The sequence below is a fragment of the Streptomyces sp. NPDC048825 genome (assembly GCF_043198355.1).
Classification (GTDB): Bacteria; Actinomycetota; Actinomycetes; order Streptomycetales; family Streptomycetaceae; genus Streptomyces; species Streptomyces xiangluensis.
The window spans coordinates 164,248-178,702 of sequence record NZ_JBICUR010000019.1 but is presented as its reverse complement, the minus strand read 5'-3'; the positions used below and the strand labels follow the sequence as shown (position 1 = coordinate 178,702).

Genomic DNA, 14,455 nt, shown 5'->3' with positions numbered 1-14,455 from the left:
CTCGGCTGCGCTCGAGCGGGGGCCCCATCGCGGCGGAGCGGCACACGTCACAGCCCCGCACCCCTAAGAGGCATGCGGCCTCCTTAGGGGCGCGGTACCGCCCCGGGCTTTCAGAAAGTCGCCTCTGCGCGTGTCTATGACACGAAAGGCTCACTTGCGGGTACGTAGGTTGCCATGACACCTGTGCGTCACGAACCGGCTCCGACCGCCACGTACCGGCTTCAGCTGCAGCCGGAGTTCCCGTTCGGGGCCGCCGCGGCGGCCGTGCCCTATCTGGCCTCGCTCGGCGTCTCGCATCTGCACCTGTCGCCGGTGCTGGAGGCCGTGCCGGGGTCGCTGCACGGCTATGACGTGGTGGACCACGCGCGCGTGCGGGACGAACTGGGCGGCGAGGAGGGCCTGCGCTCCCTGTCGCGCACCGCGCGGGACCACGGCCTGGGGCTCGTGGTGGACATCGTGCCGAACCACATGGCGATGGTCCCGCGGCACAACCGCGCCCTCTGGGAGGTGCTGCGCGAGGGCCCGGACTCGCCCTGCGCGCGCTGGTTCGACATCGACTGGGAGGCCCAGGACGGCCGGGTGCTGCTGCCGGTGCTCGGGGGGCGGCTCGGCACGGAGCTCGGCCACCTGGAGGTCGACGGCAACGTGCTGCACTATCACGAACACGCGTTCCCCTTGCGGGCCGGCACGGAGGAGCTGCCACTGCCCCGGCTCCTGGACGCGCAGTGGTACCGCCTGGGGTGGTGGCGGCTGGCCCGCACCGAGCTCAACTACCGCCGCTTCTTCAGCATTTCGGAGCTCATCGGGGTACGGGTCGAGGACCCGGAGGTATTCGACGCCACCCACGCGAAGATCCTTCAGCTGCTGGACGAGGGTGTGGTCGACGGGCTGCGGATCGACCACCCCGACGGCCTCGCGGACCCTGACGCGTACCTCCAGCAGCTCCACGAGGCGACCGGCGGGCGCTGGACGGTGGTCGAGAAGATCCTCGCGGAGGGCGAACCGCTGCCCGCCGCCTGGCCGGTCGCGGGCACCACCGGCTATGACGCGCTGCGGCACATCGACGGCCTGTTCACGGACCCGGCGGGCGCGGGCGAACTCCTCGGCCAGTACCGGCGGTTCGCGGCGCCGCAGGCCGACCGTGGCGGCGTCTGGGAGGCGACGGTGCGGCGGGCCGCGTACAAGGTCGTCCATCACGAGCTGGCCACCGAGATCGACCGCCTGACCCGCGAGGCCGACCGCCTGTGCCGTACGTCCCCGGACCCGGCGCTGCGCGACCACGCCCCCTGGGCCCTGGGCACCGCCCTGCGCGAACTCCTCGTACGTCTCCAGGTCTACCGGCCGTACGCCTCCGGGGACGCCGCCGCGGTCGTCACCGAGGAGGCCGCACACGAGGCGCAGGGGGCCTTCACTGTGCCGGAGGAGGCCCACGCGGTGGACGTCGTACGGGACCTGGTGCTCGGCCGGAGCGGTGACGGGCCCGGGCGCGAGGGGTTCCGGGCCCGGTTCGCGCAGACCGCGTCGGCGCTGCGGGCCAAGTCCATGGAGGACACGGCGTTCTACCGGTACGTACCCGTCCTCTCGGCGAACGAGGTGGGCGGCGAGCCGGAGTACCCCGCCGTGCCCCCGGAGGACTTCCACGCGTACTGCGCGCGTGTGCAGCGCGACTGGCCCGCCACAGGCACCGCGCTGTCCACCCACGACACCAAGCGCAGCGCCGACGTGCGGGCGGCGATCTCCGTACTCACCCAGTGCCCTCTGCGCTGGGCCGACCTGCTGGCCGAAGTGACCGGGCAGACGGCGGTCGACGGGGTGGGCGCGCCGGATCCCCAGGTGGCGTGGGCGGCGTGGCAGACGGCGGTCGGTCTCGGGCCCGCGGCCGAGGACCGGCTCCAGGGCGCCTTGTTGAAGCACGTCCGGGAGGCCGGCCTGTTCACCTCGTGGACGGAGCAGGATCCCGCGTACGAGGCCTCTGTCGCCGCGTTCCTCAGGGCGGGGCCCTGCGGGCCGCCCGGGCGGCGTGCAGCCGAGTTCAGGGCCGTCCTGGAGCCACATGTGCGGGCGAACGTCCTCGGGGCCGCCCTCGTCCATCTGACGATGCCGGGCGTGCCGGACGTCTACCAGGGCACGGAGGTCGAGTACCGGGCACTCGTGGACCCGGACAACCGGCGCTCGGCCCACTTCCCGCCGAAGGAGTCGGACGGCCTGTCCGCCGAGAAGGCCGCGCTGACCGCGACCGCGCTGCGACTGCGCAGCGAACGCCCCGCTGTCTTCGGCGAGTCGGCGACGTACACCCCGCTCGACGCGGAGGGCCCGGCCGCCGCCCACTGCGTGGCCTTCGTACGCTCCGGGGAGGCGATCACCGCCGTCACCCGCCTGTCCCTGCGCCTGGAGGAGGCGGGCGGCTGGCGCGACACGGTGCTGCCACTGCCCGCAGGCCGGTGGGCCGATCGGCTCACTCCGGGGCGGGAGTTCACGGGGCACGCGCGCGTGGAGAAGCTTTTCGAGCGGTTGCCCGTGGTGCTCCTGGAGAGGGTAGGTGAACCCGAGGGCTCGCGTGCCTGAGGTCGGCGCCGTGCATACATCCGTACGCCTGAGGCCACCTCCTTGACAGTTCATCCAGTCCGTGGAGTACTGCGGATGGCGACGCCGGGCGTCCAAGACGGGGGTGAGTCTCCTGACGGAGCTGCGCTACCCCAGTGTGACCGAAATCGTCGCGTCCGCCCGGGCGTTGGCGGCTCAGCGGCCATGGCTGTGTTCCCTTGAGCAGGTCGGGGTCTCGCGGGCGGGGCGACCGCTGCATCTGCTGTCGCTGGGGCATGCCGAGCGGGCCGTGCTGGTGGTCGCGGGGGCTCATGCCAATGAGCCCACCGGGGGTTCCACTCTGCTGGCACTGGCCGAACGGGTGTTGTACGAGCGGAAGTTGCGGGCCGACACGTCATGGCACTTTCTGCTGTGTGCGGATCCGGACGGGGCTAGTCTTCATGTGACCCCGGCGCCGCGGACGCTGTTCGACTATCACCTGGGGTTCTTCCGCCCCGCCGGACCCGAGCAGCCGGAGTGGTCGCCGTCCGTGCTGCCGCCCGATCGGCTGCCGCCCGAGACGCGTGCCCTCACGAGGGTCATCGACGAGCTGCGTCCCTATCTCCAAGCGACGCTCCATGGGACCGATCTGGGCGGCAGCTGGGTGCAGTTGACGAAGGCTGTGCCGGGGCTGGCGGAGCCGTTCGCCAAGTCAGCGGCCGAGCTGCACATTCCGGTGGAGACAGGGGCCTCGGACGCGGCGGGCTGGCCTGCCTCCGGGCCCGGGGTGCATGTGATGCCCGAGCCGGGCTCGGACGCGCCGTACCCGAGCATCCCGGACGACGTCCGGCACAGCACCTGGTACCACGCCCACCGGTACGGCGGTCTGACCGCGGTCGTCGAGGTACCGATGTGGGCCAGCGACCTCGTGGACGACCCTGCGCCGCATCCCGCGCCGGATGCGGCGATGCGGCATCTGGCGCGCCGGCTGCTGCGGGACTCGCTCCAGGTGGAGGGCGTCCTGACCGAGGCCCTGCCCCGCCTGCCGGGCCCCGACGGGCCGCTGCTGCGTGCCACGAAGTGGGCCCTGGAGCTGGTGCCGGGGCTGGCCGGCGACTGGGCCCACCATCCTCCGGCGGACACGACGATGGCGTACGTCGGCAGCGTGGACGCCTTCGGCCGCCGGCTCCCGCTGCGGGCCGCCGCGATGCTGCTGCGCGTCCTCCAGAAGGCCGACGACCGGGCGGCACCGCACCTGGAGCACCTCGTCGCCTCCTGGAGCGAGGCCTTCGCCGAACGCTTCCGCGCCCGCTGGGTGCCACTGGAGCACCAGGTCGAGCACCAGAGCCGTACGGTCGTGGCGGCGGCACACCACGCACGGGAACGCGCGGAGTAAGCCCGCGCCGCCTACTCGAACGGCACTTCGGCCTTGGCGGGAGGCGTGCCGATCGCACTGGCGCCAGGGCGCGACAGCGGCGCCCGACGGCCCGCCAGTTCGAAGGCGTGGAGCACCACCCGCGCCTGGTACTCGACCTGTCGCGCGACGGGAATCCAGCGCGCCTGGTACCCGTCGTGGTAGTCCGCGCACCACGCGTCGATCAGCCGGTCGAGGTCCGGCAGCGCGCCGGACGGGTCGTGTCCGGCGCGGGTCACGAGCTGGTGCAGCAGACCCGCCGTACGCAGCGCTATCCGCCGCGCGGAGATGCGCAGGGCGGTCAGCCGGGCGGTGTCGAGCGGCGGCAGGGGATGCGTGCCGTCGTCGGCTTCCGTGTCGGGGTCCCAGGAGTCGGCCAGGCCGGGGCAGACCAGTAAGTAGTCGTCGACCGGTGAGAGCAGGGAGGCCGTGTCCGCTGCCGTGCCGAGGCCGGGGCGGATCCGCGTCAGCAGCGCCTGAAGAAGCCGGGTGTCGCGGCGCAGCGTGCGGCTCACGGCCCTCAGCGCCCCGTCGGCGTCGGCGGACGGCGAGGCGTCCTCCACGGCCCGTACGCCCCACATGGGGGCCTCGACGACCGCGGTCAGCGTGCCGTACCGGTGCGGGTGGAACCAGGTGGATTCCACCGCCGCCTCCGTGATGGCGGCGGCCAGGTCCGCGCGCCGCGGGGGCGGGATGCGGTAGACGGCGGGCCCCAGGGTGGGCCAGTACAGCGTGTCGTACGGCCCGAGTTCGAGGGGGATGCCCAGCCGGGCCGCGGTGTGGGCGAGGCGGGGGGCGAGGCCGGGCAGTTCGCGGGTCAGCTCGACGAAGCCGCCGCCCACGTCGACGCCGTGCAGGGAGCACTGGAAGAAGGGCCGCAGTTCGTCCTGGAGGTCGAGCAGGGCGCGGGTCTCCGGCAGGGCGGCGCCGTCCGCGCCGTCGGGCAGCCACTCGGGCTGCTCACGGAAGCCGGGTCTGAAGAAGTGGCGGAAGTAGTGGCCGAGTGTGTACGGCCCGGACAGCCAGCCCTCGTTGCGGCGCGCACCGTCCGGGTCGAGGCACAGCAGCAGGTTCCAGGTCGCGTCGGCGCCCTCGCGCAGCCGGGGGTCGGCCAGCGCCCGTTCGGCAAGGCGCAGGGCGGTGGCGCCGCCCACGGGCTCGTTGGCGTGCGGGCCCGCGACGACGAGGGCCTGACGGCTGCCGTGTCCGACAGACAGCAGCCACATCGGGAGCCCGGCACGTGAGGTGCCCACCCGGCGCAGCCGGGCGTCCTTCGGGTGACGCTGGACGAGCGCCGCCGCCCGGACGTGCAGCTCGTCCACGGACGGGTAGCGGAGGAGTTGCGGCAGGGTCTTACCTCCGCTGCGAAGTAGCCGTCGGTTCACTTGCTGTGGATGGTGTACGCACAGTGAGTCACGATCGCGCGGGTACGTCAACACCGCCGTACGAGCAGGATGTCCGGCCCTTCGCGGGCCGTGGCCCGGAGGCGACGGTTCCGCCCACCGGGCAGGAGGCGTCAGTCCGTGGCGAGCCGGAACGTCATGCGACCGAAGCTGATCTGATCGCCGGCCTGGACCACGGCCGCACCGATCACGCGCCGCCCGTTCACGGCGGTGCCGTTGGTCGAGCCGAGGTCGCGCAGCACCCACAGACCGCCCTGGCGGGTGAGTTCGGCGTGCACACGGGAGACCGTCTCGTGGCTGAGCCTGAGTCCGCTGGCCGGGTCCCGGCCGATACGCAGCGGGTACGGGCTGTCGGGGCGGGGCAGCAGCAACTTGGGGAGCTTCTCGGCCTGCCAGGCCCTGCGCAGCCGTACGGTGAAGCCCGAGACCGACTCCACGGCGCCGAACAGCAGACGCGAGAATCGGCTCTCCGTGCGCAGATCGGCGGTGAGCGCGGCGAGTTCGTCGGAGGTGCGGGCGGCGAGCGCGAGTTCCATCCGCTGGACGAACGTGTTGTGGGAGATCCGGCCCAGGACGGCACCCTCTCGGAGCACACTCAACGCCCTGTCGCGCTCGGCGTCCGACAGCCGCGCGGCGGGATAGGTGTGGAACTCGAAAGACGACGTCACGCTGGTGATTGTCGGTCAGCGGCGCCAAGGTGTCCAGAAAACGAGGAACTTGGGACACCTCTGGTTCGGCTCTGGTTCGGTACTGCGACCGACGCGGGTTCAATCCTTCGTTCGAGCGGTTTCAGCCGCGCGCTGATCTCGTGTGAAGCACCATGGGACCGGCGAGATCACGGTGAGCAGACGAGGGAGAAGCGTCCGTGCAGTTCGAGGTGTGGGCACCACAGGCCGGCCGTATGACGCTCCACTGCGCGGGCGGCACACAGACGATGGAGCGCGATCCGGACCACGCGGGGTGGTGGACGGGTGAGGCGGAGGCCGAGCACGGCACGCGGTACGGGTTCGCGGTGGACGACGGACCCGTACGGCCCGATCCGCGCTCGCTGCGGCAGCCCGACGGGCCCGACGGGCTGAGCGCGGTGGTCGATCACGAGCGGTACACGTGGCGCGCCGAGTGGGCCGGACGCGGGCTGCCGGGCGCGGTGCTGTACGAGCTGCATGTGGGCACGTACACGCGCGAGGGCACCCTGGACGCGGCTGCCGAGCGGCTCGGGCATCTCGCGGAACTGGGCGTCACGCACGTCGAGTTGATGCCGCTGTGCCCGTTCCCGGGGCAGCACGGCTGGGGGTACGAGGGGGTCTCGCTGTGGGCGGTGCACGAGCCGTACGGCGGCCCCGAGGCGCTGAAACGATTTGTCGACCGGGCGCACGAGCTCCGGCTCGGTGTCGTCCTGGACGTCGTGCACAACCATTTCGGCCCGTCCGGCAACCATCTGCCCGCGTTCGGCCCGTACTTGACCGACACGCACCACACGCCGTGGGGTGCGGCGGTCAACCTGGACGCGCCCGGTTCGGACGAGGTGCGCGCGTATCTGCTGGGCAGCGCCCTGGCCTGGTTGCGCGACTACCGGATCGACGGGCTGCGGCTCGACGCCGTGCACGCGCTGCGTGACACCCGCGCCTACCACTTCCTCGAGGAGCTGTCGGCCTCCGTGGACGCGCTCTCCGTCGACCTGGACCGGCCGCTGTTCCTCGTCGCCGAGTCCGATCTGGCCGATCCGCGGCTGATCACGGCCCGCAAGGAGAACGGGCTCGGTCTGCACGCGCAGTGGAACGACGACTTCCACCACGCCCTGCACACCACGCTGACCGGTGAGTCGCAGGGCTACTACGAGGACTTCGCCCGGGCCCCGCTCGCGGCCGTCGCGAAAACGCTCACGGGCGGCTTCTTCCACGACGGCACATACTCCAGCTTCCGCGGCCGGCGTCACGGCCGCCCCCTGGACCGTACGCGCGTCTCCTCACACCGCCTTCTCGGCTACTCACAGACCCATGACCAGGTCGGCAACCGCGCCCAGGGCGACCGGCTCTCCGCCACCCTCTCCCCCGGTCTGCTGGCCTGCGCGGCGGCGCTGACGCTCGCCGGGCCGTTCACGCCGATGCTGTTCATGGGCGAGGAGTGGGCGGCGGGCACGCCCTGGCAGTTCTTCACCGACCACACGGATCCGGAGCTGGCCGAGGCCGTACGCCGGGGCAGGCGGCGGGAGTTCGCGGCGCACGGCTGGGCCGAGGAGGACGTCCCGGACCCGCAGGACCCGGCGACCCGGGACCGCTCCTGCCTGGACTGGTCCGAGCCGGAGAACGAGCCCCACGCGCGCGTGCTCGCCTGGTACCGAGAACTCATCGCCCTCCGGCACGACCAGGCGGACCTCACGGACCCCGACCTCTCGGACGTCAAGGTCGCCTACGACGAGGAGGGCCGCTGGCTGGCGTTCCGCCGGGGTGACGTCCGGGTGGCCGTGAACCTCGGCAAGGAGACCGCGTCGATCCCCCTCGGCACCGCTCATGTGCGCGTGCTGGCGGCATGGGAGCCGGTCGAAGTGCCGGGCGCGGACGGGCTGTTGAGCCTGCCGGGCGAGTCGTGCGTGGTGCTGACGCAGGAGTGATGCGGTACTGCTGCTTACGCGGTGGTGAGCGCTGACGCGGGAGTGATCCGTGGCGCTCACGCGGCAGGGATCACCGACACTGACGCACGAGTGATCAGTGATGCCGACGGGAGTGTGTGCTGACGCCGGAGCGGTCAGGCCTCGTCCCGTAGCTCCGTGACCCGTTCGAGGAGGATCGCCTCCCACGCGCGGTCCAGCTGGGAGCGCAGCGGCGGCAGCGGGTCGCTGCCGTGTCCCCGGAGGCGGTCGGCGAGGCGGATCAGGGCGTCGCAGCGGGCCAGCCACAGGCCGCGCAGGCAGGGTCGGGCGCCGTATCCGGCGAGGGTCGCCGCGCGGACGGCGGCGGGGGCGCCGACGGCGCGGGCGAGACCGGCGATGTCCTCCGCGGGGTCGCCGGCCAAGGCGTCGGCCCAGCCGAGGACGCCGCGTACGCGCCCGTCGGCGCTCACCACGAGACGATCCCCGGTAAGGCCGTGGTGGACGAGAACGGCGGCCCCGGACTGCGCCCCGAGCTGGACGGCGGCGGGCTCGGTGAGCTGGTGGAGCCGCGCGGCGTCGAACTCGTCGGCCGCGCCCAGCTGTTCGGCGGCCCGTGCGGCGGCGGCCCGCAGCCCCTCCAGGGAACGGGGCGCGGCACGGGGGACCCCGAGGGCCTCGGCCTGGCGTACGGGCACTTCGCGCAGCCCTGTGAGCAGCCCCGCCAGATCGGCCTCCCCCACGGCGGAGACGTCGTGCCGCTCGCCGGAGCCGCCGGGAATCAGGGTGTCGAGCGTGTATGTCAGACCGCTCGCCCACTCGCCGTGCGCGATGCTCGCCGGGACGGCGACCGGCAGGTGCGGGCGGACCACGTCCCGCAGGCGCAGCTCGCGCCGCTGGCGTACGGAGGCCTCGCGGTCCGGGGCGAGGCGCAGCACATGGCGCGTGCCGACGTACCAGGTGGCGGGCTCCGCGCCCGTGCCGACGGGCCGGATATCGGATCTGCCGCCGTCCGGGAGCAGGGAGCGGACGAGGCGTCGCACGGTGTCCGCGGTGGGTGTCGTTGCCTGGGTCATGGTCGTGCCGTCGCCGTTCGGTGTCCCGGTCTCCGTAGGTCAAAAGGGCTACGGTCAGCATCCTGCCCGGACAGCGGGGGCGACGCGAGCCGGTGAACAGCACTTTCCGGGGCAGCCACCCGACGACGGAATCAGCTCTCCAGCGCCAGCCGCGCCCCCAGAAGCAGCAGTACGCCTCCGGAGACCTGGTCCAGCCTGCGCCGCACCCCTGCACGGGACAGCACCGTCTTCATCCGGCCCACGAACCACACGTACAGGCCGTAGTAGCCGACCTCGAAGACCGCCCAGAGTGCGGCGAGCCCCACCATGGCGGGCAGATGCGGCGCTCCCTCCGGCACGAATTGCGGGAGGAAGGACATGGCGAAGATGGCCGCCTTCGGGTTGGCGAGATTGAGCAGGAGCCCGCCCCGGTAGGAGGACCAGCCGCTCTTCTCGACGGCTTCCGCTCCATCCGCGTCCGCCGCGCCCTTGGCGTGCCGCGCCTGCCACAGCGTCTGCACACCGAAGACGACGAGCACTACGGCGCCGACGATGCGCATCACGTCGTACGCCACTTCCGATGCCGCCAGCAGCGCCGTCAACCCGAACGCCGCGAAGATCCCCCAGAGGAAGACACCGGTTTCGTTGCCGAGCACGGTCAGAAAGCCGGAACGTCTGCTGCGGATCGACTGCTTGATGATCAGTACGGTGCTCGGACCGGGCGAGGCGGCGATGAGCAGACAGGCGCCGAGGAAGGCGAGCAGGGTGCTGAGCATGGGGCCATCGTCGCCTGCGGGCGGGTGCGGGGCCAGTTCTTTTCCCGGGCCTGGCCGGTCGTACGGGCGCAGTGACTTTGACGGTGGTTTGGGCGGTCTTCGGCGGCCGTACACCGCGCTGTCGGCCGTCCGACAGGCTCCCTTCACCGTCAGCCGCGAGTCCTCCCAAACCCCTTGTGGCAGTGGCATCTACGCGCAGAGACTACGGGAGTTCACGCGTCCCCCTCCTCCTCCGGAGCCCCGATGAACCACCCCAGACCGCAACGTCCACCGTTCTCGCGCCGTGCCGCCCTCGCCGGTCTCGCCTCAGCCGCGCTGGCCGGTACGACGGCGCTCAGTGCGGACGCGTCCGCCGCGTCCGCGGGCTCGAACCGACGGACCGTCCGTTTCGCCACGTTCAACGCCTCGCTGAACCGCGGCACTCAGGGCGCCCTCGTCGCGGATCTGTCCACGCCGGACAATCAGCAGGCGCGGAACGCCGCCGAGACGATTCAGCGTGTCGACCCCGACGTTCTGCTGATCAACGAGTTCGACCACGACGAGGACGGCGCGGCGGCCCGGCTGTTCCTGCGCAACTACCTGGCCGTCGGCCAGAACGGGGCGAAGCCGGTCCGTTATCCGTTCAGCTTCACCGCACCCGTGAACACGGGTGCGGCCTCCGGCGTGGACCTCGACGGCAAGAACGGTGCCGTCACCACGCCGGGGTCCGATGCGTACGGGCAGGACGCGTTCGGGTACGGCTGGTTTCCGGGGCAGTACGGGATGCTCGTGCTCTCCAAGTACCCGATCGATGTCCGGGCGGCCCGTACGTTCCAGCACTTCCTGTGGAAGGACATGCCCGGGAACGTCATGCCGCCGGGTTACTACAGCGAGGCGGCCCGGGCGATTTTCCGGCTCTCCTCAAAGAGCCACTGGGATCTGCCGGTCCGGCTCGGCCCCGGCCGGTCCTCCACCGTCCACTTCCTCGTCTCGCATCCGACTCCGCCCACCTTCGACGGCCCGGAGGACCGTAACGGCCGTCGCAACCACGATGAGATCCGCCTCTGGGCGGACTACATCGGCGGTCGCCGCCGCAGCGCGTACCTCTACGACGACAAGGGCGTACGGGGCGGTCTGCGGCCCGGGGCGCGGTTTGTGATCGCCGGTGATCTGAACGCCGACCCGCACGACGGTGACAGCTACGACAAGGCCGTACTTCAACTCCTCGACCACAAGGCGGTCAACCTGCCCGCCACGCCTCCCGCTGCCGCAGGCGGCGAAGAGGCGGCCCGCCTCCAGGGCGGCGCCAACACCTCCCACACCGGCAACCCGGCTTACGACACCTCCGACTTCAACGACAACGCCCCCGGCAACCTCCGCGTCGACCACGTCATCCCGTCCCGCGGCCTCGTCCCGGTCGGGAACGGCATCTTCTGGCCGACGTCGGACGATCCGCTGTACCGGTTGGTCGGCGGCGGCACGACGGTGCCGACGTCGGACCACCGGCTGGTGTGGCAGGACGTACGGCTGGGCTGAGGGCAGAGGGCGAGACACGGCACGGGCGGGCGTTGCAGAGGCGGCTCGAGACCGCCCTGCAACGGCAACGGCAACGGCCGTACGTGTCAGTGCTGTTGAGGCTTCTGTGGCGTCGCCTCACTCGGGCGTACGACCACGTACCCCTCACCCTGCAGCACCAGCTGCACCGCCTCCCCCGAGCCGCCGCGCAGCATCGAGCCGATGGACTGCGAACGGTGCAGGGACGTCTGGAGGTTGGCGGTCCAGCCGACGATCGCGTCCGTGTCGACGTACACCGGGTACTGCGGCGAGACCGGGATGACCAGCGGATTGCCCTCGCAGACGAGGCCGAGCCTGCCCTGCCCGGTGAAGACGCTGTTGAACAGGCCGCCGCCGGTCATGCCCGCGCCCTTCACGGTCTTGATCTCGTACTGCAGGGAGGCGTCGAAGCACAGGACGTTGCGCCCGTTGACGGTGAAGACGTCACCCGGGTCGATGTCCACGATGAAACAGTTCTGTGCCTCCTGCGCGAACCAGGCCTCTCCCTGCCCGCGGACCGCCATGAGCGCCAGCCCCTCCCCGGTGACGGCGCGCTTGAGCATGCCGCCGACTCCCTGGCCCTTGCGCTCGAACTGCAGGTTTCCCCGGTAGGCGATCATCGCCCCCTGTCGCGCGAGCATTTCGCCGTTGATCATGTATCGGATCGACTTGGCGTTCTGCACGCTCATGCCCACGGTGGTGGCGGGCTGCACCATGTACTCGCTGGAAAACAGATCACCCTTCATTCGGGCATCGTGTCCCGGACGTGCACGTTCCGCCAAGAGTTATTGCCACGACGCGCCGCAGGAACGCAGACGTACACGCACCGCGTGAACGAAGGGCGGGGCGGCCGACGCCCGCTCGCGTCGGCCGCCCCTGTGGGGGGTGGCGGTCTGTGGCTGCCAGAAGGTCAGCAGCAGGTCGTCATGAGGCCCTTCAGAAGGTCAGCTTCCAGCTGTTGAGCCTGCCGGTGTCGGCGGAGGCGACGTCCTGGACGCGGAGCTTCCACGTGCCGTTGGCGGTCTCGCTGGAGGCGTTGACCGTGTAGGTGGTCTTGACGTCGTCGGCCGAGTCCGAGCCGCTGGACTTGAGGCGGTACGCCGTCCCGTCCGGGGCGATGAGGTCGAGTACCAGGTCACCGCGGTAGGTGTGGGTGATGTCGACGCCGACCTGGAGGGCCGAGGGCGCGGTGCCCGTGCGGCCGGTGACGGCGATCGGGGACTCCACGGCCGAGCCGTTGTCCGGGATGGAGAGGGCCGAGGTGCTGGTGAAGGTGGTGCCCCCCGTGGAGCCGCCGGTCCCGCTCACCGCCTGCACCGTCTTGGCCGCGTCCGCCAGACCCGCACCACAGCCGCCCGAGCAAGTACCGGGCAGAGCACGCGAGTTGGTCTTGATCGCGGACTCGATCTGGGCCGGGGTCAGCGAGGACTTCGCCGACTTGGCCAGCGCCGCGAGGCCCGCGACGTGCGGGGCGGCCATGCTGGTGCCCTGGTAGTAGGCGTACGACTCCGAAGACGGGCCCTGCGCACCGGAGTTCAGCGTGGACAGGATGCCGTTGGCGGTGGTGGTCCTGGTCTCGCCGCCGGGGGCCGCGATGTCCACGGTCGAGCCGAAGTTGGAGTAGTAGGTCCGGGAGCCGGCGCGGTTGAGCGCGGCCACGGAGATGACGTTGTTGCAGCTCGCCGGCGAGTAGTTGGCCGCGTTGGCGTTGCTGTTGCCCGCCGCGACGACGACCGTGGTGCCGCGGTTCACGGCGTTGTTGATCGCGGTCTGGGTGGCGCTGGTGCAGGCGCCGCCACCGCCGAGGCTCATGTTGATGACCTTGGCGACGTTGGTGTTGGCGGGCACGCCGGAGACGGTGCCGCCGGAGGCCCAGGTGATGGCGTCGATGATGTCGGAGTCGTAGCCGCCGCACTTGCCGAGGACGCGCACCGGGGAGATCTTCGCGTTGTACGCGATGCCGGCGACGCCCTTGCCGTTGTTGGTGGCGGCGGCGATGGTGCCGGCGACGTGGGTGCCGTGCCAGGAGGAGGTGCTGCCCTCGGCCTGGTCGCACTCGCCGTCCGCGTACCAGTCGCCCGGGTCGGCCGGGTTGCTGTCACGTCCGTTGCCGTCGACCGCGACGGCGGGGTCGGCGATGAAGTCGTAGCCGCCGACGATGTTCGCGGCGAGGTCGGAGTGGGTGACGTAGCCGGTGTCGATCACGGCGACGGTGACGCCACTGCCCGTGCTGGTGTCCCAGGCGCCGGGCACGCGCATGCCCGCGGTGGACTCGAACAGGTCCCACTGCTTGCTGTACTCGGTGTCGTTCGGGTCCGCGAGGGGCTTGTTGAGGCGGTCCGGTACGACGTACGCGACCTGCGGGTCGGCCTGGTACTCGGCGACGACGTCGGCGACCGCGGCCTTGCTGAGCTTCTTGCCCAGGTCGACGAGCGCGGCGCCGGTGCCGAGGCGGCGCTGGAAGTCGAGGTTCTCGCCCGCGTCCTTGCCCTTGGCCTCGGCGTCTTCGGCGGCGTCCTTGTTCGACTTGGCCTCACTGGCGCCGGACTTGTAGCCGACGATCAGCCGCTCGGCGGGGGCGGCCACGGCGGAGGCGGCGGCCGTGGTCTGCTCGGCGGCGGCAGCCTTGGTCTGCCCGGTGGGGACGGCGGCGGCCGAGGTGGCGGTGCCTGCCAGCAGCGTCGCGGATATCGCGGTGACGGATATCAGCGTCCGTCTCGCGGAGCGTGAAGTACGCAAGAGTGTGTGCCTTTCGGGGGCCGGCTCCGGGGCGAGCGCCCAGCGCGACGCGACGGAGCAGCGTTCGAATCGCTTCGTCGTCGAAGCGGCGGGGGGTGCGATCGAAAACACGGGTGCGATCGGAAAGACGCGGTGGCCGGCCAGGCGCGAGCGACCCTTATGGGGGTGACCCATGAGTCAGCTGTGTTCGAACAATAGGCGGGGCTGTGATTCTCCGGATACGGGGAAAACCCTCGATCCCCGCTGGGGATCCCCCTGCGGGCCGCCCGGTTGAGGACCGGAAGACACCGCTTTCCGCCCCTCGGTCCGCTCTCGTCCCGTCGCGGCGTTCTCGGAGCGGCCGGTGCGGTCGGTCTCGGCGCCTTGTTCACGGCGTGTGGCGGTGAAGGAGTCGAAGGCCGTGACTGCGTCACAGCGAACCGGTG

At 71.6% G+C, this 14,455-nt stretch carries 10 protein-coding genes; 4 read left to right on the top strand and 6 right to left on the bottom strand.

Annotated elements, in window-relative coordinates; all coding sequences use genetic code 11:
• Positions 1-174: 174 nt before the first annotated feature.
• Together treY and ACGFNK_RS36485 are read left to right on the top strand one after the other, a co-directional pair.
• Complete coding sequence (gene treY, locus ACGFNK_RS36490) at positions 175-2,565, top strand: malto-oligosyltrehalose synthase (RefSeq protein WP_393422950.1); 2,391 nt, start codon at positions 175-177, stop codon at positions 2,563-2,565.
• Positions 2,566-2,668: 103 nt separating this feature from the next.
• Positions 2,669-3,919, top strand: a complete 1,251-nt coding sequence (locus ACGFNK_RS36485) for a M14 family zinc carboxypeptidase (RefSeq protein WP_393422948.1) — start codon at positions 2,669-2,671, stop codon at positions 3,917-3,919.
• An 11-nt stretch (positions 3,920-3,930) separates the two neighbouring features.
• Here ACGFNK_RS36485 and ACGFNK_RS36480 read toward each other — a convergent pair whose 3' ends face one another.
• Both ACGFNK_RS36480 and ACGFNK_RS36475 read right to left on the bottom strand, forming a co-directional pair.
• Entirely contained in the window at positions 3,931-5,259 is a 1,329-nt protein-coding gene (locus ACGFNK_RS36480) for a M14 family zinc carboxypeptidase (RefSeq protein ID WP_393423006.1), read from the bottom strand.
• 194 nt (positions 5,260-5,453) lie between these two features.
• On the bottom strand, positions 5,454-6,008 hold the full coding sequence (locus ACGFNK_RS36475) for an FHA domain-containing protein (RefSeq protein WP_388676797.1): 555 nt from the start codon (positions 6,006-6,008) through the stop codon (positions 5,454-5,456).
• 197 nt (positions 6,009-6,205) lie between these two features.
• Here ACGFNK_RS36475 and treZ point away from each other — a divergent pair, with 197 nt between their 5' ends.
• Positions 6,206-7,951 (top strand): malto-oligosyltrehalose trehalohydrolase, encoded by a 1,746-nt coding sequence (gene treZ, locus ACGFNK_RS36470; RefSeq protein WP_393422946.1) that lies wholly within the window; start codon positions 6,206-6,208, stop codon positions 7,949-7,951.
• Positions 7,952-8,085: 134 nt separating this feature from the next.
• Here treZ and ACGFNK_RS36465 read toward each other — a convergent pair whose 3' ends face one another.
• Both ACGFNK_RS36465 and ACGFNK_RS36460 read right to left on the bottom strand, forming a co-directional pair.
• Positions 8,086-9,003 (bottom strand): aminoglycoside phosphotransferase family protein, encoded by a 918-nt coding sequence (locus tag ACGFNK_RS36465; protein WP_393422944.1) that lies wholly within the window; start codon positions 9,001-9,003, stop codon positions 8,086-8,088.
• Positions 9,004-9,134: 131 nt separating this feature from the next.
• Positions 9,135-9,758, bottom strand: coding sequence for a LysE family translocator (locus tag ACGFNK_RS36460; protein ID WP_393422942.1), 624 nt, complete (start codon positions 9,756-9,758; stop codon positions 9,135-9,137).
• A gap of 243 nt (positions 9,759-10,001) precedes the next feature.
• Here ACGFNK_RS36460 and ACGFNK_RS36455 point away from each other — a divergent pair, with 243 nt between their 5' ends.
• The gene (locus tag ACGFNK_RS36455) at positions 10,002-11,273 is read left to right on the top strand and encodes an endonuclease/exonuclease/phosphatase family protein (protein WP_393422940.1); all 1,272 of its coding nucleotides are present in this window, start codon (positions 10,002-10,004) and stop codon (positions 11,271-11,273) included.
• An 86-nt stretch (positions 11,274-11,359) separates the two neighbouring features.
• On the opposite strand, the gene ACGFNK_RS36450 is transcribed toward ACGFNK_RS36455, so the two are convergent.
• Positions 11,360-12,037 (bottom strand): AIM24 family protein, encoded by a 678-nt coding sequence (locus ACGFNK_RS36450; RefSeq protein ID WP_386345212.1) that lies wholly within the window; start codon positions 12,035-12,037, stop codon positions 11,360-11,362.
• 190 nt (positions 12,038-12,227) lie between these two features.
• The gene (locus ACGFNK_RS36445) at positions 12,228-14,030 is read right to left on the bottom strand and encodes a S8 family serine peptidase (RefSeq protein ID WP_393422938.1); all 1,803 of its coding nucleotides are present in this window, start codon (positions 14,028-14,030) and stop codon (positions 12,228-12,230) included.
• Positions 14,031-14,455 lie beyond the last annotated feature (425 nt).

Coding starts and splice junctions, on each gene's coding strand:
- treY (WP_393422950.1), top strand. CDS start 175: ATGACACCTGTGCGTCACGAACCGGCTCCGACCGCCACGTACCGGCTT.
- ACGFNK_RS36450 (WP_386345212.1), bottom strand. CDS start 12,037: ATGAAGGGTGATCTGTTTTCCAGCGAGTACATGGTGCAGCCCGCCACC.
- ACGFNK_RS36455 (WP_393422940.1), top strand. CDS start 10,002: ATGAACCACCCCAGACCGCAACGTCCACCGTTCTCGCGCCGTGCCGCC.
- ACGFNK_RS36465 (WP_393422944.1), bottom strand. CDS start 9,003: ATGACCCAGGCAACGACACCCACCGCGGACACCGTGCGACGCCTCGTC.
- ACGFNK_RS36460 (WP_393422942.1), bottom strand. CDS start 9,758: ATGCTCAGCACCCTGCTCGCCTTCCTCGGCGCCTGTCTGCTCATCGCC.